At 60.1% G+C, this 21,041-nt stretch carries 18 protein-coding genes; 5 read left to right on the top strand and 13 right to left on the bottom strand.

Annotation, left to right across the window (positions count from 1 at the left end):
• The first annotated feature begins 10 nt into the window (after positions 1-10).
• From metE to PSH64_RS24280, 4 genes are all read left to right on the top strand, one after another.
• Positions 11-2,323, top strand: coding sequence for a 5-methyltetrahydropteroyltriglutamate--homocysteine S-methyltransferase (gene metE / locus PSH64_RS24295; RefSeq protein ID WP_305478925.1), 2,313 nt, complete (start codon positions 11-13; stop codon positions 2,321-2,323).
• Positions 2,324-2,570: 247 nt separating this feature from the next.
• Entirely contained in the window at positions 2,571-3,605 is a 1,035-nt protein-coding gene (locus tag PSH64_RS24290; protein ID WP_105345036.1) for an alpha/beta fold hydrolase, read from the top strand.
• A 223-nt stretch (positions 3,606-3,828) separates the two neighbouring features.
• On the top strand, positions 3,829-4,524 hold the full coding sequence (locus PSH64_RS24285) for a hypothetical protein (protein WP_028939457.1): 696 nt from the start codon (positions 3,829-3,831) through the stop codon (positions 4,522-4,524).
• Positions 4,521-5,429, top strand: a complete 909-nt coding sequence (locus PSH64_RS24280; protein WP_105345041.1) for a hypothetical protein — start codon at positions 4,521-4,523, stop codon at positions 5,427-5,429. The genes PSH64_RS24285 and PSH64_RS24280 overlap by 4 nt, the downstream gene beginning before the upstream one ends.
• Positions 5,430-5,506: 77 nt before the next feature.
• Here the strand turns inward: PSH64_RS24280 and PSH64_RS24275 are convergent, their stop codons facing one another.
• The 11 genes from PSH64_RS24275 to PSH64_RS24225 all read right to left on the bottom strand — a co-directional run bounded on the left by PSH64_RS24275 (position 5,507) and on the right by PSH64_RS24225 (position 18,136).
• Entirely contained in the window at positions 5,507-5,836 is a 330-nt protein-coding gene (locus tag PSH64_RS24275; RefSeq protein ID WP_181150699.1) for a GlpM family protein, read from the bottom strand.
• 8 nt (positions 5,837-5,844) lie between these two features.
• Positions 5,845-7,125, bottom strand: coding sequence for a sigma-54 dependent transcriptional regulator (locus PSH64_RS24270; protein WP_244914240.1), 1,281 nt, complete (start codon positions 7,123-7,125; stop codon positions 5,845-5,847).
• A gap of 44 nt (positions 7,126-7,169) precedes the next feature.
• A complete protein-coding gene (locus PSH64_RS24265; protein WP_305478924.1) occupies positions 7,170-9,071 on the bottom strand; it encodes a sensor histidine kinase in 1,902 nt (633 codons plus the stop codon).
• A gap of 272 nt (positions 9,072-9,343) precedes the next feature.
• Positions 9,344-10,078 carry an amino acid ABC transporter ATP-binding protein gene (locus tag PSH64_RS24260; RefSeq protein ID WP_007938941.1) on the bottom strand — a complete coding sequence of 245 codons (735 nt, stop codon included), beginning with the start codon at positions 10,076-10,078 and terminating at the stop codon, positions 9,344-9,346.
• The gene (locus PSH64_RS24255) at positions 10,075-10,746 is read right to left on the bottom strand and encodes an amino acid ABC transporter permease (protein WP_305478923.1); all 672 of its coding nucleotides are present in this window, start codon (positions 10,744-10,746) and stop codon (positions 10,075-10,077) included. The genes PSH64_RS24260 and PSH64_RS24255 overlap by 4 nt, the downstream gene beginning before the upstream one ends.
• Complete coding sequence (locus PSH64_RS24250; RefSeq protein ID WP_018926619.1) at positions 10,746-11,492, bottom strand: amino acid ABC transporter permease; 747 nt, start codon at positions 11,490-11,492, stop codon at positions 10,746-10,748. Before PSH64_RS24250 ends, PSH64_RS24255 begins: the two co-directional genes overlap by 1 nt.
• Positions 11,493-11,656: 164 nt before the next feature.
• Positions 11,657-12,571, bottom strand: coding sequence for a glutamate/aspartate ABC transporter substrate-binding protein (locus tag PSH64_RS24245; protein ID WP_105345263.1), 915 nt, complete (start codon positions 12,569-12,571; stop codon positions 11,657-11,659).
• Positions 12,572-13,017: 446 nt separating this feature from the next.
• A complete protein-coding gene (gene glpD / locus PSH64_RS24240; protein ID WP_105345266.1) occupies positions 13,018-14,556 on the bottom strand; it encodes a glycerol-3-phosphate dehydrogenase in 1,539 nt (512 codons plus the stop codon).
• 296 nt (positions 14,557-14,852) lie between these two features.
• Positions 14,853-15,608, bottom strand: coding sequence for a DeoR/GlpR family transcriptional regulator (locus PSH64_RS24235; RefSeq protein WP_105345052.1), 756 nt, complete (start codon positions 15,606-15,608; stop codon positions 14,853-14,855).
• Between the two features lie 95 nt (positions 15,609-15,703).
• Entirely contained in the window at positions 15,704-17,209 is a 1,506-nt protein-coding gene (gene glpK / locus PSH64_RS24230) for a glycerol kinase GlpK (protein ID WP_105345054.1), read from the bottom strand.
• 75 nt (positions 17,210-17,284) lie between these two features.
• Complete coding sequence (locus PSH64_RS24225) at positions 17,285-18,136, bottom strand: MIP/aquaporin family protein (protein WP_305481203.1); 852 nt, start codon at positions 18,134-18,136, stop codon at positions 17,285-17,287.
• A 370-nt stretch (positions 18,137-18,506) separates the two neighbouring features.
• Between PSH64_RS24225 and ybaK the strand changes: the two genes are divergently transcribed.
• Entirely contained in the window at positions 18,507-18,977 is a 471-nt protein-coding gene (gene ybaK, locus PSH64_RS24220; protein WP_305478922.1) for a Cys-tRNA(Pro) deacylase, read from the top strand.
• A 31-nt stretch (positions 18,978-19,008) separates the two neighbouring features.
• Here the strand turns inward: ybaK and PSH64_RS24215 are convergent, their stop codons facing one another.
• Together PSH64_RS24215 and argF are read right to left on the bottom strand one after the other, a co-directional pair.
• Entirely contained in the window at positions 19,009-20,118 is a 1,110-nt protein-coding gene (locus tag PSH64_RS24215; RefSeq protein ID WP_105345060.1) for an ABC transporter ATP-binding protein, read from the bottom strand.
• Positions 20,115-21,035 carry an ornithine carbamoyltransferase gene (gene argF, locus PSH64_RS24210; protein ID WP_105345062.1) on the bottom strand — a complete coding sequence of 307 codons (921 nt, stop codon included), beginning with the start codon at positions 21,033-21,035 and terminating at the stop codon, positions 20,115-20,117. Before argF ends, PSH64_RS24215 begins: the two co-directional genes overlap by 4 nt.
• Positions 21,036-21,041: the final 6 nt, after the last annotated feature.

Genomic DNA, 21,041 nt, shown 5'->3' with positions numbered 1-21,041 from the left:
GAAATTCACCATGGCTCTGGCCCACACACTTGGTTTTCCACGCATCGGCGCGGACCGCGAACTGAAAAAAGCCCTCGAATCCTACTGGAAGGGCGATCTGGATCAGGACGTGCTGAACAGCGTCGGCCGCCAATTGCGCGCCACCCACTGGCAATTGCAGAAAGACGCCGGCATCGACTTGCTGCCCGTGGGCGACTTCGCCTGGTACGACCAGGTGCTGACCCATTCCCTGACCTTCGGTGTAATTCCCGAGCGCTTCGACAGCGCCAGGGGGGCCAAAGGCCTGCCGACCCTCGACACTCTGTTCGCCATGGCCCGTGGCGCCACGGCAGCCTGCTGCGGCAGCGAACACGGCACCGCGCAATACGCCCAGGAACTGACCAAGTGGTTCGACACCAACTACCACTACCTGGTCCCGGAATTCACCGCCGACCAACAGTTCAAGCTGAGCTGGGAACAGCTGTTCGACGAAGTCGACGAGGCGAAAGCCCTCGGCCACAACGTCAAACCCGTCATCATCGGTCCATTGACTTACCTGTGGCTGGGCAAAGCCAAGGGCAACGACTTCGACAAGCTCGATCTGCTGGAACGCCTGCTGCCGATCTACGGTGAAATCCTCGGTCGCCTGGCTGCCCAAGGCGTGGAATGGGTGCAGATCGACGAACCGATCCTCACCCTGGATCTGCCACAAGCCTGGAAAAACGCCTTCGAACGCGCTTATCACATCCTCCAGTACTCGCCGCTGAAAAAGCTTGTGGCGACCTACTTCAGTGGCCTGGAAGACAACCTCGGCCTGGCTGTCGGCCTGCCGGTGCAAGGCCTGCACATCGACGCGGTGCGGGCGCCGGATCAACTCGGCCAGGTGCTGGATCGTCTGCCGACCTACAAGATTCTCTCGGTAGGCCTGGTGAACGGTCGCAACGTCTGGCGCTGCGAACTGGAGCAAGCCCTCGCGCAACTGCAACCGGCCCAGGAACGCTTTGGCGATAACCTGTGGGTCAGCAGTTCCTGCTCGCTGCTGCACAGCCCGGTAGACCTGGAGCGTGAAGACAAACTCGACCCCGAACTGAAAAGCTGGCTGGCCTTCGCCGTGCAGAAGTGCGGTGAAATTGCCGTGCTGCGCGATGCCCTGAACGACCCGCAATCGCCCAAGGTGCAAGCGGCACTCGCCCAAAGCCGGACGATTCAGGCCAGCCGCGCCGAGTCATCGCGTATCCATAAAGCCGACGTGCAGGCGCGCATCAACGCTATCGGTGCAGCGGACAGCCAACGTCATTCGCCGTTTGCCAAACGCATCGAACAGCAGCGTGCGCGCTTGCAACTGCCGGCATTCCCGACCACCACCATCGGCTCGTTCCCGCAGACCGGTTCGATCCGTCTGGCGCGCCAGGCCTTCAAGCAAGGCAAGCTGTCGGCCAACGATTACACCGACGCCATGCACAGCGAAATCCGCCATGCCGTGCAAGTCCAGGAACGCCTGGGCCTGGACGTGCTGGTGCACGGTGAGGCCGAACGCAACGACATGGTCGAATACTTCGCCGAGCAACTGGACGGCTACCTGTTCACCCGTTTCGGCTGGGTCCAGAGCTATGGTTCGCGCTGTGTGAAACCGGCCATCATCTACGGCGACCTGAGCCGCCCGAACGCCATGACCGTCGACTGGATCACCTACGCGCAAAGCCTCACCGACAAGGTCATGAAAGGCATGCTCACCGGTCCCGTGACCATGCTGATGTGGTCGTTCCCGCGCGAAGACGTCTCGCGCAAAATCCAGGCGCAGCAGCTGGCATTGGCCCTGCGTGACGAAGTGGTGGACCTGGAAGCCGCCGGCATCAAGATCGTGCAGATCGACGAAGCTGCGTTCCGCGAAGGCCTGCCGCTGCGTCGGGCGCAATGGCAGGAATACCTGGATTGGGCGGTGGAAGCGTTCCGCCTGAGCGCATCGGGTGTGCGTGACGAAACCCAGATTCACACCCACATGTGCTACAGCGAATTCAATGACGTGATCGAGTCCATCGCGGCGATGGACGCCGACGTAATCACCATCGAAACCTCGCGCTCGGACATGGAATTGCTGGAGGCCTTCGAAGCCTTCGACTACCCGAACGACATCGGCCCGGGCGTCTACGACATCCACTCGCCCCGGGTGCCGGACACGGCCGAGATGGTCAAGTTGATGAGCAAAGCGGTAAAGCGCATTCCGGCCGAGCGGTTGTGGGTAAACCCCGATTGCGGGTTGAAGACCCGGGCCTGGCCGGAGACTGAGGCGGCGCTGGTGAACATGGTGGCGGCGGCGCGGCAGTTGCGCAGTCAGTTGGCCTAAATCCTGCGGCGCCTGTTCTGGCGCCTTCGCGAGCAAGCCCGCTCCCACATTGATCGGTGTCGTACACAAATTCTGTAATCGACACAAATCCAATGTGGGAGCGGGCTTGCTCGCGAAGAACGATAACGCGGTCTTGAGGATGACCGCTCGGCACTCTTCATCAAACTGTCACGTAACTGTGGCAGCGCGCTTGTACAAACTTCATCAGACTCGCGCTCTACTGGAGTTCTGCGTTTCGGTGTTTTTCATGCGTGCACGATTTTTATCCACAGCGGTCTTTCTGATCGCTGTGTTGTTCAATTTTCCGTCTCTTGCGGCGTCTCGTTGCGACGTTAACGTTCCAACCGAACATGTCGATCTGGATCAGGTGAGTCTGGCTTACCAGAGCATCGGCCGTGCGTCCGACCCTGCGTTGTTGCTGGTGATGGGCCTGGGTGGGCAGTTGATTCACTGGCCGGACGAGGTGGTGGTCGCGCTGTGTCAGCAGGGTTTTCGGGTGATTCGCTATGACAATCGCGATGTCGGCCTGTCGACCTGGCGGCAGACACCCGCTGAGGCCAATCTGACGTTCGAAGTGTTGCGCTACAAACTCGGCCTGCCGGTATCGGCGCCCTACACCCTGACCGACATGGCGGACGATGCCCTTGGGCTGATGGATGCCTTGCACATCCAGCAGTTTCACGTGCTGGGTGCCAGCATGGGGGGGATGATCGCCCAGCATCTGGCGGCCATGGCGCCGCAGCGGGTCGAGAGCCTGACGTTGCTGATGACCAGCTCGGGCGCCGAAGGTTTGCCGGCGCCGAGTGCGGCCCTGGTGCAGCTGCTCGCGCGACGCGGCGCGCCGAACCGCGAAGTGGCGCTGGAGCAGCAGGCTGATTTGCTGGCGGCGCTGGGCAGTCCTTCGGTCACTGATGATCGGCAGGCGTTGCTGCATCAAGCGGCGCTGTCTTATGACCGGGCGTTTAACCCGGAAGGCGTGAAGCGCCAGATCATGGCGATCCTTGCCGAGCGCAGTCGTGTGGATCTGCTCAACCAATTGCGGGTGCCGACGCTGGTGGTTCACGGCACCGCTGATCCGTTGTTGCCGGTAATGCATGGCGTGCATCTGGCGGCACACATTCGTGGCAGTCAGTTGAAGTTGATCCCGGGGCTGGCCCATCGTTTTCAGGAAGCGTTCAAGGCGCCATTGCTGGCGGCGGTGTTGCCGTATTTGCAGGCCCATCGCGAAGATACTTCGCACTGGGCGCAGATTGATCCCGTGGCCGAACGCAATCTTCTATAACACCCAAATCCAATTGTGGGAGCGGGCTTGCTCGCGAAGGCGGTGTATCAGTCAAAGCAGATGTCGACTGACACACTGCCTTCGCGAGCAAGCCCGCTCCCACAAGGGATCTCTGCGCGCTGTGGCCCCTCGGGTGGTTGAAAAATATATCAATATGCCACTACGGTTTTTGACGATGCTGCCGACATAAGCAGCATCGTTAATAATCATAGGGACTTGATCCATGAATCTTCACGCTCTACGCACTTGGGCAGCACTGACGTTGCTCGCCTGCCTGACCCTCACTGGCTGTGCCCACGTGCAACCTCCAGTACCGCTGGATCACCAATTCTGGGATGCCAAAGAGCCGACTATCGGCGTGGCGATCACTGTGGTGCCGGAGCCGGTGCTGGCGTTGACCGGCAATCAGGGGATTCTCGATTACGCCATCAACAAGGGCGTTAACAACAAGCTCAGTGACAACGTCGCAAAATGGCAAGTGGGCGACCTTCACACCTTGCCGGATGTCCTTGTCGCCAAGCTGCAGGCCAAGGGTTACAAAGCCAAGCGGATCAACGAGCCGGTCGACCTGAATGCTTATAAGGAAACCAGTTTCCGCGAAGGCTACATGACCCGTGACATGACGCCGGTCAAGGCCGCCTACGGCGTCGATCGTCTGCTGCTGGTGAATGTCTACGCCACCGGTGCCACCCGCAGCTACTACAGCGTTGTGCCAACCAGCGTACCGATGGCGCAGGTGGGCGGACAGGGCATGGTGATCGATCTGGCAGACAACAAACTGCTGTGGTTCAAACCCTTTGTCGCTACGCAAGCCGCCCAGGGCGAATGGGACGAGCCGACCTATACCAACTTGTCCAACGCGTTCTATCAGGCTATGGACAATAGCCGTCAGCAAATGATCACCCCGTTCGCGCAATGACGCGCCTGCCCATAGTGGCGGGTGCGCTGGCCCTGCTGATGCTGACGGGGTGTGCGCAAAAACCGGCTCCTGAGGCCGGTTTCAAGGACCAGAGTGCCTTGCCTTACGTCCAGGCCCACGGGCTTAAGGTCGACGTGCAGTTGCCGCCATCCTTTGTGGGTGCCAGCACCGTGATTGACTCGCAGGTGGCTTTGAAGGCTGCGTCGTCGAGTCATAATCTGGTGGCCAGTTCAGGCAACGGTGCCGGGCTTGCCGGTTTGCTGGTGGCCAGCCTGATCAACACCCAGATGGGCAGCGGCAGCTTGCAGCGCGATGCGGAAAAAACCGCGCTCAACGAGGCGCGACCGATGGCCGACTTGCTTGCAGGCGTTCCATTGCAGGAGCGCCTGCAACAGCGCTATCAACAGGCTTCGCAAGCGGCCGGGTTCAAGCAAGGAGAAGGGCAGGTCACCGCACACCTGGTGATTGAGCCCAAACTGATGCTTACCCCCGATCGCGGCAGTTTCGTGCTGATCAATCAGGTGCAGGTCCAGGATATTGCCGGTTCGGCGCTGTATCGCATGCGGATCGAAGTCGTCAGCCAGCCGATTCGGCGCTGTGGCAAGCAGTGCATCGACGACGGCGACCTCGATTTGGCGAAGGTCACGGCGGTGCTCGACGAGTGTATCGATGAATCGATGCGAGTTCTGGCCACTGACCTGATGCAGCCGACACCGCCAGCGACTGCCCAGGAAACCTTGCGTTATAACCTTGATGGCCAGCGAGTGGTCGAGCGTGGTTATCAACTGGCCAACAACGGAAACTATTGGCGTTATCGCAACCTCTATGGGGCGGTGAAATCGGTGCCGGTGCCGTTTGAGGATGCGTTGACACCAACGCAGTTGCAGAAGGTTTACGGGCAGTAACCACTTACCCCTGCAGGAGCCGCCTTCGCAGCTCCTGCAGGTGTATGCAAATGCAGCAGGCCGCGATTTTTTTGAATTTAGCCGTGCAGGCGCACCCACACACTGACCAGCACCGTCGCCGCCATCAACCACGCCACCGCCGCCACCGCCAGCGAAGCCTCCAGGCGCATCCGGTCGACCAGCACATACAAGGTCGCCAGGTAGACGAAGTACGGAATGATCGACCACATGCCAAACACGATGGTGGTCTTCAGATCATCCAGCGAACGCCCTTTGCCGACGATGTAATGGGCGATCAGCGCAAAGGTCGGAAACAGCGGCACCAGGCCTGCGATGTAATAGTTTTTGGTCTTGGCCAGCATGGCGAGGATCACCACCACCGCCGCGCCCAGGGTTGCCTTGAAAATCAGGTCCATCAGTGGCTCAGCCCGTATTTCTTCACTTTGTCGAACAGGGTGGTCTTGGCCATTCCCAGTTCCTGGCTGGCCTGGGTCAGGTTGCCGCCGCTGCGCTGCAAGGCGTCGCTGAGCAGGTTGCGTTCGAAGGCCTCCACCGCTTCGGCGAAGGCCAGGCCCTGGTTGCTGCCGCTGGCGCCGGTTTTCTTGAAGGCCGGCAGGCCGAGGGCGAAGCGTTCGGCGACGTTGCGCAGTTCGCGCACGTTGCCTGGCCAGTCGTGGCTCATCAGGGTCGACAGAGTCTGGTTGTCCAGTTCCGGCACGGCGCGGTCGAAGCGCAGGGATGACTGCTGCAAAAAGTGCTCGAACAATTGCAGGATGTCTTCGCGGCGTTCGCGCAGCGGTGGCAGTTCCAGGGTCACTACGTTCAGGCGGTAATACAGGTCGCTGCGAAACTCGCCGGCCTTGCTCGACTCGTCCAGATCGGACTTGGTGGCGGCGATCACCCGACAATCCACCGCCACGCTCTGGTTCGATCCCAGGCGTTCGAGGGTGCGCTCCTGCAACACCCGCAGCAGTTTGATCTGCAACGGCAGCGGCATGCTTTCCACTTCGTCGAGGAACAGCGTGCCGCCATCGGCGTGTTCGATCTTGCCGATCCGTCGTTTGCCGGCACCGGTGAAGGCGTTGGCCTCGTGGCCGAAGATTTCGCTTTCGAACAGGTTCTCCGGCAGGCCGCCGCAGTTCAGCGCGACGAACTGTTTGCTGTGCCGGCGGCTGAAGTCGTGCAGGCAGCGCGCAACCAGTTCCTTGCCGGTGCCGGTCTCGCCTTCGATCAACACGTTGGCCGATGTATCGGCGACGTTGGCGATCAGTTCCCGCAGGTTCTGCATGGCCGGCGAGCGACCGATGATCCGGCCTTCGAGGGAATCACGCTCGAACAGTTGTCGACGTAACGAGGTGACTTCCCGCGCCAGGCTGCGTTGCTCCAGCGCGCGGCGGGCGACGTCCACCAGACGTTCGGGGGAGAAGGGTTTCTCCATGAAGTCGTAGGCGCCTTTCTGCATTGCGCCGACGGCCATCGAGATATCGCCATGGCCGGTAATCAACACTACCGGCAGGCTGCGATCACGGGCCTTGAGCCGGGTCAGCAGTTCCAGGCCATCGATGCCCGGCAGGCGGATGTCGCTGATGACGATGCCGGCGAAGTTATCGCCCACCCGTTCCAGTGCTTCTTCGGCGCTGCCGACGCCGATGCAGGGAATGTCTTCCAGGGTCAGCGCCTGTTGGCAACCGAGCAGGACATGGGGGTCGTCTTCGACGATCAGCACACTAAGGTCGTTGTTCATATCGGCTCGGCGGGAGTAGGGCTTACCAACGGTAAACTGAGGACGAAGGTGGTGCCACCGCTGGCCGGGTGTTCGACACCCAGATGCCCGCCAGTGGCGGCGGCCAGGCTCGCCGACAGGGTCAGGCCGAGGCCCAGGCCTTGTTCGCCGGGTTTGGTGGTGAAGAACGGTTCGAACAGATGCTTGCGCGCTTCGGCATCGATGCCGTGGCCGTTGTCGCGTACCCGCAGGCGATACTTGCCGTCGAATTCCTCGCCTTCGAGCCAGAGCGCTGGTTGAGGCTGCGATTGCATGGCGTCGAGCGCGTTGCCGATCAGGTTGACCAGGATCTGCTCCAGGCGGGTCTGGTCGATCTGCACCTGCACGTCTTTGAGGTCGCGATGCAATTGCAGGTGCGCGTTTTCCATTCGACTGCCCAGCAGTTGCAGGGCGGCGTCCACGGCTTTGCCCAAACTGGCTTGGCCCTTGTCATCGCCACGGCGGGCGAAGGAACGCAGGCTGGCGGTGATCCGGCCCATGCGGTCGATCAGTTCGTTGATGGTCTTGAGGTTGGTGCTGGCCACATCCAGCTGACCCCGTTCCAGAAAGCGCACCGTGTTGCCGGACAAGGTCCGCAAGGCTGCCAGCGGCTGGTTCAGTTCGTGGGCAATGCTGGTGGACATCTGGCCGATGGCCGCCAGTTTGCCGGCCTGGACCAGTTCATCCTGGGCGCGGCGCAAGGTTTCTTCCGCCTGGCGGCGTTCGCGGATCTGACCCTTGAGCCGTTCGTTGCTGGCGCGCAGGTCGGTGGTGCGTTCGGTAATCCGACGCTCCAGTTGATTGTTGGCTTCCTGCAAGGCTTCCCGCGCCGCGAGGCGGGTGGCGATCACCTTGCGCCGCTCGTTCCAGGCGATCAGCAGGAACGCCACCAGGGCAAACGCCACCGCCACCAGAATCCCCTGATTGATCGCTTCACGCCGCAGGTCTTGCAAGGGCGTGAGCAGGGTGAAGTTCCATGGCGTATCGCTCAGCGGCCGGGTTTGCGAGAGGTAGCTGATGTTCTCTTCGTCGGACATCAGCTCACTGTTGGCGGGGAAGGTCAGTTTTTCCTCGCCTTCGGCCAGTTTCTCCCGCGCCAGCGGTTGCAGTTCATTGAGCGGATACCAGTAGTACTGGAGGCTGCGGGCCAGGCGTTCCTTGGTGTCGTCGCTCAACGGCACCACGGACTTGAGCCGCCGCGCCGGATCGCTGGAGAGGATGATGATGCCGTTCTCGTCGCTGACGAACGCTTCCAGGCGCGCACGCTGCCAGCGTTCTTCCATGGCTTCGAGGCGAACCTTGACCACCGCGACGCCGATGATCTTGCCGTGCTCTTCCAGGCCATGCGCCAGGTAATAGCCGGGTTCGCCGCTGGTGCTGCCGATGCCATAGAAACGCCCCGGCTGACCGCGCACGGCGTTCTGGAAATAGGCACGGAACGACAGGTCTTCACCCAGATAACTGTCGACATCGCGCCAGTTGCTGGTGGCCAGTACGCGGCCAGTGGTGTCCATCACATAAATGGCCCGGCTGCGGCTGCGCCGGTTCAGGCCTTCGAGGTATTCGTTGACCGTCTGCCGCAGTTCCGGGGACGGCTCGGCCAGCAGCTGGGAAACACTGGATTCGAGCTCCAGCAGGCTGGGCAGGTAGGTGTATTTGCTGATCTCGCTCTCGACGGCGCGGGCGTGTAGTTCCAGCTGACGCTGGCCGTTCTCGCTGAGGCTGCGAATGCCGTAGTGCTCACTGACCCAGAAGCCGATGTAACCCAATCCGATCATCAGGGCGATGATCAGCGGCGGCAGGAACAGATGGCGAATCAGACGGGGTTTCACGGCGAGTGATGGCGGCGCGGCGCGATAGAGAGTGGAGTCGCATTTCATCACAGAAGCCTTGGGTCAACCACAACACAATATCCATATCCCCACGGGTCCCGTGGGAGTTGCTGTGTGGCGAGGGGGCTTTTGTGGCGAGGGGGCTTGCCCCCGTTGGGTCGCGAAGCGGCCCCAATATCGGGATTCGGGTTGTATCTGACAATCCGAGTATTCAGGTATTGGGACTGCTACGCAGTCCAACGGGGGCAAGTCCCCTCGCCACAGCGGCCCCCTCGCCACAAAAGCCCGCTCCCACAATTGGGGGAGCGGTGTCTTCCTTCTTAGTGCTGCAGAATCTTCTCGAGGAAATGCTGCGCACGTTCGGAGCGGGCGTTGATGTCGCCGAAGAACTCTTCCTTCTTGCAGTCTTCGATGATCTTGCCGGCGTCCATGAAGATCACCCGGTCCGCGACCTTGCGGGCGAAGCCCATTTCGTGGGTCACGCACATCATGGTCATGCCTTCGTGGGCCAGTTGCACCATCACGTCCAGCACTTCGTTGACCATTTCCGGGTCCAGCGCCGAGGTCGGTTCGTCGAACAGCATGACGATCGGGTCCATCGCCAGTGCACGGGCGATCGCCACACGTTGTTGCTGGCCACCGGAAAGCTGGCCTGGATGCTTATGCGCATGGGCAGACAACCCTACGCGCTCAAGCAGCTGCAGGCCTTTCTTGGTGGCTTCTTCCTTGCTGCGACCCAGCACCTTGATCTGCGCGATGGTCAGGTTTTCGGTGATGGTCAGGTGCGGGAACAGTTCGAAATGCTGGAACACCATGCCCACGCGCGAGCGCAGTTTCGGCAGGTTGGTCTTCGGATCGGCGATGGACGTGCCATCGACCACGATGTCGCCTTTCTGGAACGGTTCCAGTGCATTGACGCACTTGATCAGGGTGGATTTGCCGGAACCGGACGGCCCGCACACCACGATCACTTCGCCTTTTTTGACCTCGGTGCTGCAATCAGTCAGTACCTGGAAGTCCCCATACCACTTGTTGACGTTCTTGATAGAGATCATACGGCGAACCTTTTTTGCAGACGCTTGACCAGCTGCGAGGCGGCAAAGCTGATGATGAAGTACGTGAGACCTGCGAAGATCAGGAACTCATTGGAGCGGCCGATGATGTCGCCACTGGCACGCGAGGCATTGAGGAAGTCCACCAGACCGACCGCGTAGACCAGCGAGGTGTCCTGAAACAGGATGATGCTCTGTTGCAACAGCAGCGGAGTCATCTTGCGGAACGCTTGGGGCAGGATGATCAACCGCATCATCTGGCCATACGTCATGCCCAGGGCCTGGGCTGCGCCCATCTGCCCCTTGGGAATCGACTGCACGCCGGCCCGGACGATTTCGCAGAAGTACGCCGCTTCGAACATCATGAACGCCACGATGCACGAGGCGAACGCGCCGATCGGGGTGTCTTCGCCGGTGATCCAGCGCAGTACGAACGGCACCGCCAGGTAGAACCAGGTGATGACCAGCAGCAGCGGGATCGAGCGGAAGTAGTTGACGTAGGCGCCGGCAATGTTCGACAGCACTTTGTTGTGGGACAGGCGCATCAACGCCAGGACCGTGCCGAGGATGATCCCGCCGCTCACGCCCAGGGCCATCAGCTGGAGGGTCATGACCATGCCGTTCCACATACCCGGCAGGGACGGAATGATGCCCGAGAAGTCGAATTCCATCATTTACCCCCTACGGAAATCAGGCCCGGTACGGCGACTTTCTTCTCGACCGCGCGCATCAGCAGCATCAGGCTCATGTTCAGGGTGAAGTAGATCAGCGTTGCCAGGGTGAAGGCTTCGAACAGGTTGGCGGAGAACTCGGCGGTCTGTTTGGTCTGCGCGAGCAGCTCCATCAGGCCGATCAGCGACGCGACGGAGGAGTTCTTGAACACGTTCAGGAATTCCGAGGTAAGCGGCGGAATGATGATGCGATAAGCCTGGGGCAGCAGCACGTTCCAGTAGATCTGCGGCAGCTTGAAACCCATGGCGCGGGCAGCGGATTCCTGGCCGCGGGGCAGCGCCTGGATACCGGTGCGCACTTGTTCGCAAACCCGGGCCGTGGTGAACAGGCCCAGGCACACGACGACACTGAGGAAGGCCGAGGTGGTTGGGTTCAGGTCCTGCTTGTACCAGTCCTGCAGGTTTTGCGGCAGCAGGTCGGGCACCAGGAAGTACCAGATGAACAGCTGCACCAGCAGTGGCACGTTACGGAAGAGTTCGACGTAGCAGGTCGCGATGCCCGATACGATGCGATTCGGCACCGTGCGCATGACGCCCAGGATCGAGCCCAGCAGCAGCGCGATGATCCAGGCGGCGACGGCGATGGCGATGGTCCAGCCCAAGCCGGAGAGGTACCAGTCGAAATAAATTTCGCTGCCCACGCCGGTGGACTTGAAGAACACGCCCCAGTCCCAGTTGTAATTCATTAGGGTCTCCCCTCGGATTCGATCGATGTACAAGTGCCCGATGACGGTCAGGCACACGCGAACGGCTCGACAACCACCGGTTCGAGTGTTTCCAGAAATGCCAGCAGGGAGTGACAACCCCTGAAAGGGCAAAGGCCTTCTCAGGGGGTAACGTTAGTCAGAAATCAGGATTTCTTTTCGTCAGCCGCTTTGTCGGTCGGATTGGCGATCAGGGTCTTGAGCTCGTCGCTCATCGGGAAGTTCAGGTTCAGGCCTTTTGGCGGGATTGGCTGCATGAACCATTTTTCGTAGATCTTGTTGATCTCGCCCGACTTGTAGGTCGCGATGATTGCGTCGTCGACGGCTTTCTTGAACGGCGCGTCGCCCTTGCGGACCATGCAGCCGTAGATTTCGAACGATTGTGGTGTGCCGGTCACGGCCCAGTCATCCGGCTTCTTGGCCTTGGCCATTTCACCGGCCAGCAAGGCGTCGTCCATCATGAAGGCCACGGCACGGCCGGTTTCCAGCATCTGGAATGATTCGCCATGGTCTTTGGCGGAGATCACGTTCATGCCCATCTGCTTGTCGGCGTTCATCGACTTGAGGATGCGCTCGGACGTGGTGCCGGCGGTGGTCACGACGTTCTTGCCTTTCAGGTCGGCGAAGTCTTTGTAGGGCGAGTCCTTCTTGGCCAGCAGCTTGGTGCCGATTTCGAAGATGCCGGTGGAGAAATCAACTTGTTGCTGACGCTCGACGTTGTTGGTGGTGGAGCCGCACTCGACGTCCACGGTGCCGTTCTGCACCAGCGGGATACGGGTTTGCGAGGTCACCAGGTTGTATTTGACCTGGAGGTTGGGCATGTCCAGGTCTTTCTTGATGGCTTCAACGATTTTCAGCTGGATATCGTGGGAGTAGCCAACCGGTTTGCCGGAAGCGTCCGCGATGTAGGAAAACGGAATGGAAGCGTCACGATGCCCGAGGGTGATGGTGCCGGACTCTTTGATCTTCTTCAGTGTGCCGGTGAGTTCGGCGGCGAAAACTGGAGTGCTAATCAGAGCGGCAGCAATGGCTGCGCCCAGGATATGGGGAACGATGCGCATCAAATTTTCCTCGACATTGTTTTTTTTATGGAGCCAGTTCATCGGCCTTTGCTGTGCTTCGAATGCCTGACGGCTCTTGAAGGGGGAGCGCAACAAACATTCGTCCGGGAGTGTAGAGCATGACTCGTGCCAGGCTTGGTGGTATGGAGCAAGTTATTGATTTTTAAGGGATGGCAACTATTTATGGCGTTGAATTTGCGGCTGCTCGATCCGGTTTACCGAATCGACCGGCAAGTCGCGTTCGGAAAACCGAATGCATGGGCTCATGCATAACCTTGTGGGAGCCGGGCTTGCCCGCGATGGCGGTATGTCAGCGACATTAATATTGGCTGTGCTGGCTCTTCACGGGCAAGCCCGGCTCCCACAGGGATCAAAGGGTGTTCGGAATACAAAAAAGCCCCTGAATCGTGAGATTCAGGGGCTTTTGGGTTCAATCGGATTGCCGATCAGGCTGCTTCGATTTTGCTGCGGTTCTGTACGACCTTGTTCAGGTAATCCTTGAGCTTTTGCTGCTCCGCCGCAGTGGTGAACAGCCCAAGCTTGCTGCGACGCCAGAGGATGTCGTCGGCGGTGGTTGCCCATTCTTCGCTGCACAGGTAATCGACTTCGCGGGTGTAGAGGCCGCCGCCGATGTGTTCGCCCAGGTCAGCGAGGCTTTCCACGCCTTCGAGCATGCGCCAGGTGCGGCTGCCGTAGGTGGTGGACCAGCGACGGGCGATTTCGGCAGGCACCCAGTCGTACTTGTCGCGGATCCGCGAACTCAACGCCTGCGGGGTCGTCATGTCTTCGCCGCCGGGCAGGGGGGCACTGGCGGTCCAGCTTGGCTTGATGTACGAGAAGTACGGGGTCAGCTGCGCCAACGCCGATTCGGCCAGCTTGCGGTACGTTGTCAGTTTGCCGCCGAACACCGACAGCAACGGCGCTTCTTCGGCACCGCCCGACAACGCCAGGGTGTAGTCGCGGGTGACGGCTGACGGATTGTCGGATTCGTCGTTGCACAGCGGACGAACACCGGAATAGCTGTGCAGGATGTCGTCGCGGCTGATTTGCTTCTTGAAGTGAGCGTTGACCACTTTGAGCAGGTAATCGGTTTCGCCTTCAGTGATCGCAACTTTCGCCGGGTCGCCAGTGTATTCGCGGTCGGTGGTACCGATCAGGGTGAAGTGGTTCAGGTACGGAATGGTGAAAACGATGCGCTGATCTTCGTTTTGCAGAATGTGCGCGTGTTCGCCTTCATACAGTTTCGGCACGATCAGGTGGCTGCCCTGGATCAGGCGGATGCCATAGGGCGATTCCATCTTCAGGTCGTCACGGATGAACTGGGCGACCCATGGGCCGGCTGCGTTCACCAGTGCCTTGGCGCGGATCGAAAACAGGCTGCCGTCGGCGCGTTCCAGGTGCAGGTGCCACAGGCCCTTGGTGCGACGGGCGTTGACGCAGCGGGTTTGCGTATGGACGTGCGCGCCTTTCTCGCGGGCAGCCATGGCGTTCAGCACGACGAGACGCGCGTCATCGACCCAGCAATCGGAGTATTCGAAGCCTTTGGTTATTTCGCTTTTGAGCGGGTTGTCCGGGCCGAACTTCAGGCTTTTCGAACCTTCGAGCTTTTCCCGTTTGCCGAGGTGGTCATAAAGGAACAGGCCGGCGCGGATCATCCAGGCCGGGCGCAGGTGCGGGCGGTGGGGCAGCACGAAGCGCATCTGCTTGACGATGTGCGGCGCCTTGGCCAGCAACACTTCGCGCTCGGCCAGGGCTTCGCGCACCAGGCGGAATTCGTAATGTTCCAGGTAGCGCAGGCCGCCGTGGATCAGTTTACTGCTGGCCGACGAAGTGTGGCTGGCCAGGTCGTCCTTTTCGCACAGGAACACCGAAAGGCCGCGACCGGCGGCATCCGCTGCGATCCCCACGCCATTGATTCCACCACCGATGACGGCGATATCGTAAACCTCGGCGAGAGGGGGCGTAGGCAAGGTGGAAGTGGGCATCGGCTGGCCTCGGTTTTTTGAATTTCTATATTTGAATTCGAACATTAATGTTCATTTGCGAAAATATTAGCCCATAAAGACGCCCACAGCCAGTGAGCTTCGATTGAAAATACTGATCGAAGGGGCGTTAAAGGAAAATTTCCGAACATTCAGATGCGCGGTAGGCCGCAAAAGGTGTATGGCGAGGACGACCGTCATCGCGGGCAAGCCCGCTCCCACAGGTTATGTGCAGACCCTGTGGGAGCGGGCTTGCCCGCGATGGCGTCGGTACAGACGACGAAAATGTTGGGGGAGGGTTAAACGACTTCCAGCCGAATCTTGTGCTGGCTCAACAACTGCGCCAGGGCCGGGGAAGGCTGCTGGTCGGTGACCAGGCAATCGACCAGGCTGATCGGGCCCAGGCGAATCATCGCGTTGCGCCCGAATTTGCTGGAGTCGGCCGCGAGAATCACTTGTCGGGCGTTGGCGATGATCGCCTGGGACACCCGCACTTCCTGGTAATCGAAGTCCAGCAGGCTGCCGTCTTCGTCGATGCCGCTGATGCCGACCAGGGCGAAGTCGACCTTGAACTGGTTGATGAAGTCGACGCTGGCCTGACCGACCACGCCACCGTCACGCCGCACGTTGCCACCGGTCAGCAGCACGTCGAAGTCGTCCTTGGCGCTGAGCATCGAGGCCACATGCAGGTTATTGGTGATGATCTTCAGGTGGCTGTGGTTGAGCAGCGCCCGAGCGATGGATTCGGTGGTGGTGCCGATATTGATGAACAGCGAGGCATGATCGGGAATCTGCGCCGCAATGGCTTCGCCGATACGCTGCTTTTCATCGCGCATCTGATCGGCGCGCATGGCGTAGGCGGTGTTTTCGACACTGGAGTCGTAGGCGGCGCCGCCATGATAGCGACGCAACAGATTCACTTCCGCCAGTTGATTGATATCGCGGCGGATGGTTTGCGGTGTAACGACGAACAGCTGGGCCATTTCCTCGATGCTGACATAGCCGCGTTCGCGGACCAGTTCGAGGATTTGCTGCTGACGGGGAGGCAGATTCATGGGGCTTCCTTTGGGCTGCCGTGCAAAATTTGCCCATGATGCCGCAGGAATCCGCTCCCTACCAGTTACAACCGGATACGAGTCCGGCCCGTGGCTTATTCAGCGCCTTCGTGCGGTTCCCAATCGCGAGTGCGGCTGACGGCTTTTTTCCAGCCGGCGTAGAGTTTTTCCTTCGCGGTTTCGTCCAGCGCCGGTTCGAACTCGCGCTCGATCACCGCCTTGCCGCGCAACTCGTCCAGGCTGCCCCAGAAACCGCAGGCCAAGCCCGCCAGGTAAGCGGCGCCCAGCGCTGTGGTTTCGCGCATTTTCGGACGCTCGACCTGAGTGCCGAGAATGTCGGCCTGGAACTGCATCAGGAAGTTGTTCGCCACTGCGCCGCCGTCCACGCGCAGGGCCTTCAGGCGCTCGCCGGAGTCCTGCTGCATGGCGTCCAGAACATCGCGGGTCTGGTAGGCAATCGACTCAAGCGCCGCACGAATGATGTGATCCACGCGTACACCGCGGGTCAGGCCGAACAGCGCGCCACGGGCATACGGGTCCCAGTACGGAGCGCCCAGGCCGGTGAAGGCTGGCACCAGGTACACGCCGTTGCTGTCCTTGACCTTGTTGGCGAAGTATTCGGTGTCGTGGGCGTCGTTGATGATTTTCAACTCGTCACGCAGCCACTGCACGGTGGAGCCACCATTGAACACCGCGCCTTCCAGCGCATAGGCCACTTCGCCGCGCGGGCCGCAAGCGATGGTGGTCAGCATGCCGTGCTTGGACTTCACCGCTTTGTCGCCGGTGTTCATCAGCAGGAAGCAACCGGTGCCGTAGGTGTTTTTCGCCTGGCCTGGCTCGACGCACATCTGGCCGAACAGGGCGGCCTGCTGGTCGCCGGCGATACCGCCAATGGCGATGCCACTTTTGGTGTGGCCGTAGATTTCGGACGAGGACTTAACTTCCGGCAACATCTCGCGCGGGATGTCGAGGACGTCCAGCATCTTCGCGTCCCACTCCAGCGTGTGGATGTTGAAGAGCATGGTGCGCGAGGCGTTGGTGTAGTCGGTGACGTGCACCTTGCCGCCGGTAAATTTCCAGATCAGCCAGCTGTCGATGGTGCCGAACAGCAGTTCACCCTTGCGCGCCCGCTCACGGCTGCCTTCGACGTTGTCGAGGATCCACTTGAGCTTGGTGCCGGAGAAGTACGGGTCGGTGACCAGGCCGGTGGTATCGCTGATGTATTGCTCGTGGCCATCGCGCTTGAGCTGCTGGCAGATTTCGGTGCTGCGGCGGCACTGCCAGACGATCGCGTTGTAGATCGGGCGGCCGGTGGTCTTGTCCCAGACCACGGTGGTTTCGCGCTGGTTGGTGATGCCGATGGCCGCGACCTGATCGTGATGCAGGCCGGCTTGCGCCAGGGCCTCGACCATCACGGCGCTTTGGGTGGCGAAGATTTCCATCGGGTCGTGTTCGACCCAACCGGCTTGCGGGTAATGCTGTGCGAATTCACGCTGGGCGGTGCAAACCACGTTCGCGTCGCGGTCGAAAATGATCGCGCGGGAGCTGGTCGTACCCTGATCGAGGGCAATGATGTAGTTCTTATTCTGAATGTCGGTCATGTCGATTGCCTTGGATGAAATAAGGAAGTGAAGTCAGGCGCGAGACCAAATGGGCAGGATCACGCGCCAACGGTTTCAAGAAGTTCTTGGTTTGCCGTCAATGGCCGGTGTTGCGTCCTTTGTAGCAGGTATGGCGCCGGGCAGATGACGGGCAATCAACCCGCGATAAGCTGCAGCACCGAGACAGGCACCGACAATCGGTGCAAAAACCGGAATCAGGAAGTACGGGATATCGCGCCCGCCAGTGAAGGAAATTTCACCCCAGCCCGCGAAGAAAGTCATTAGTTTAGGACCGAAGTCCCGGGCCGGGTTCATCGCGAAACCGGTCAGCGGGCCCATCGAGCTGCCGATCACGGCAATCAGCAGGCCGATCAGCAACGGTGCCAATGGCCCTTTTGGCAGGCCATTGTTGTCGTCGGTCAGCGACATGATCACGCCCATCAGGATGGCGGTAATGATCACCTCAACCAAAAAGGCCTGGGCGGTGGACAGGGCAGGGTTCGGGAAGGTGGAGAACACCGAGGCCAATTCAAGGCTGGCTTCAGTGCCACGAACCATTTGGTGAGTTTGTTCGAAATCGAAGAGCAGGTTGCTGTATAGCGTGTAAACCAACAAGGCTCCGCAGAACGCGCCGGCCACCTGGGAGAAGATATAGAAAGGCAGTTTGCGCTTTTCGAAGTCAGCGAAAATGCTCAGTGCGATGCTCACGGCCGGGTTGAGGTGAGCGCCGGAAACGCCGGCGGTGAGGTAGATCGCCATACTGACGCCAACCCCCCAGATGATGCTGATTTCCCACAGCCCGAAGCTGGCACCCGCAACCTTGAGCGCGGCAACGCAACCCGTGCCGAAAAAAATAAGCAGTGCAGTACCCAGAAACTCAGCCATGCATTGGCTCGAGAGCGACGGTTGTTGTAAAGCAGTTGTCATTGAAAACCTCGTTTTTGTTGTTGTCTGGCGCTTTTTCATCAAGGTCAAAGCGCGATTTTCACCGAGGCAGGATCCCCATCCTGTGCTCGGCTTACTGCCGGGTGCTGCGGTGAGACATTCGTACAGTATTCACATTCGAAAAAATATAGACAAGAAACACTGCTGTCAAAGGTCGAAAGTGAACTGTCGGTCATATTTAAACTATTAGTCCTGTGAATGATCGCGTCATTCATCCGGCAGGAAGAGCCCGGGCGCATCGCGGAAAACCGGGTAAGGCCTTTGAAATAGCGCCGCAATAGAGCCTTTTGTCGATCGATGACCTAGAATCCTGCGCAGTATTTTTTCTTCTGTCGCCAAGCCTGGAGCTGTCATGACCCCCGCATTGGATTTGTTGAAAAAAGTTCGTGCCGAACATCGCGTGCACAGTTACGAACATGACCCGAAGGCAGCGTCCTACGGTCTGGAGGCCGCGGAAAAACTGGGTCTGGACCCCGCGCAGGTGTTCAAGACGTTGCTGGCGGCGAGCGAGAAGGGGGAATTATTGGTGGCGGTGGTGCCGGTCGTCGGAAGTCTGGACTTGAAGGCGCTGGCACAGGCCGCTGGCGTGAAAAAAGTCGAAATGGCCGATCCTGCCGCCGCACAGCGTTCGACGGGGTATCTGTTGGGCGGCATCAGCCCGCTCGGGCAGAAGAAGCGCTTGCGCACTTTCATCGACCATTCGGCTCAGCCTTTTGCCAGCATCTTCGTCAGTGCGGGGCGACGTGGCCTGGAGGTCGAACTGGCGCCCGCGGTATTGGCTGAGCACACCCAGGCGAAGTTCGCTGATATCAGTCGTGCCTGAGGGGCAAGCCTCGCTCCTGCGGAATCAGGGTTCAGCTAGCGGGGCTGTAGCGGCGAACGCCGGATTCGACGGTGGAAATCTGCGCTGCCGTGCTGCCGGGAGCCTGGAACAGCACCAGGTGTTCCGCGGCGACCCGGATGCCGACTTCAGTACCGACCAGATGATCGGCATGGCTCGGAAAGATCGACTCCAGCTGTGCGCCCGTGGGCAACTGCAGGCGGTACAAGGTTGAAGCACCCTGGAAGCTCTTGCCGATAATCCGCGCCTTCAATGGGCTGTTTGGCGCATAGACGATATCGTCCGGACGCAGCAATACGTCCACGGCGCCTCCAGTCGGCCAGGTGTAGGCGCGATTGCCGCGCAGTTCACCCAGCTCGGTCTGCACCGACTCCGGGCTGCTCAACTGACCGCGAATGAAGTAGCCCTGGCCAATGAAACTGGCCACATAGGGCGTCAGCGGTTCGTGGTAGAGGTTGTAGGGCGTGTCCCACTGCTCCAGGCGACCTTCCTTGAAAACGCCTACATGGTCGCTGACCGCGAAGGCTTCTTCCTGATCGTGGGTCACCAGAATCGCACTGGTGCCGCGAGCCTTGAGAATGTCACGTACCTCATGACTGAGCTTGCGTCGCAATTCGCCGTCGAGGTTGGAGAAGGGCTCGTCGAGCAATAGCAGTTGCGGTTCCGGTGCCAGGGCGCGGGCCAGTGCGACACGCTGCTGCTGACCACCGGACAGCTCATGGGGAAAGCGCTTGCCAAGATTTTTCAGGTTGACCAGTTCGAGCAACTCTTCGGTGACGCGTTCCTTTTGCGGGTGCTTGCGGATCCCGAACGCGATGTTCTCGGCCACGCTCAAATGCGGAAACAGTGCGTAATCCTGGAACACCATGCCGATCCGGCGTTTCTCCGGGGCGAGGGTGAAACCGGCGCTGGAGATGGTCTCGCCCGCCAGCTGGATTTCACCTTCGTGCACCGGTTCGAAACCGGCAATCGCCCGCAGGGTGGTGGTTTTGCCGCAGCCCGAAGATCCCAGCAGGCAACCGATATCGCCGGCATTCAAATGCAGGTTGAGGTTCTGCACAACCCGCTGGTTTTGATAACCACAGGCCAGATTGCGCAGGTTCAGCAGTAATGGCGGGCTCATGCGTGGTGGTACGAAGCTGGGACGAGAAATTCGAGCAAGGCCTTTTGTGCATGCAGACGGTTTTCGGCTTGATCCCAGGCTACCGAGCGCGGGTCGTCGAGCAGGTCGAGGCTGATTTCCTCGCCACGGTGGGCCGGCAGGCAATGCATGAACAATACGTCCGGCGCGGCCAGATCGAGCAGCGCCCGGTTGACCTGGAACGGTGCGAACAGCTTCAGGCGCTTGGCGGTTTCCTCTTCCTGGCCCATGGAGGTCCAGACATCGGTGCTCACCAGATGCGCGCCGCGCACGGCTTCCTGCGGATCGCGGACGATGCTTACCCGATCGCCGGCCTTGGCCACGAATTCAGGGTTGGGTTCGTAACCCTCCGGGCAGGCGATGCGCAGCTGGAAGTCGAACTGGATCGCCGCTTCTATATAGCTGTTGCACATGTTGTTGCCGTCGCCGATCCAGGCCACGGTCTTGCCTTGGATCGAACCGCGATGTTCGAGGAAGGTTTGCATGTCGGCCAGCAACTGGCACGGGTGCAGATCATCGGACAGGCCGTTGATCAGCGGGACTCGCGAATTGGCGGCGAATTCGGTCAGGGTACTGTGCGAAAACGTACGGATCATCACTGCATCGAGCATGCTCGACATGACAATGGCGGCGTCGCCGATCGGTTCGCCACGGCCCAGCTGAGTATCGCGTGGCGACAGGAAGATCGCCTGGCCCCCAAGCTGGATCATGCCGGCCTCGAACGAAATACGGGTACGGGTCGAGGACTTCTCGAAAATCATTCCCAGGACGCGATTCTTCAAAGGCTCGAACAGTACGCCGCGGTTACGCAGGTCCTTGAGCTCAACGCCTCGACGGATCACGCTGACCAGCTCTTCGGGCGTGCAATCCATCAGGGAGAGAAAGTGCCTTGCGCTCATCATTGA

The sequence above is a fragment of the Pseudomonas sp. FP1742 genome (genome assembly GCF_030687145.1).
In the GTDB taxonomy this organism is placed as follows: Bacteria; Pseudomonadota; Gammaproteobacteria; order Pseudomonadales; family Pseudomonadaceae; genus Aquipseudomonas; species Aquipseudomonas frederiksbergensis_D.
The sequence above is the reverse complement of the archived record's forward strand: the minus strand, read 5'-3'. Positions and strand labels throughout refer to the sequence as shown.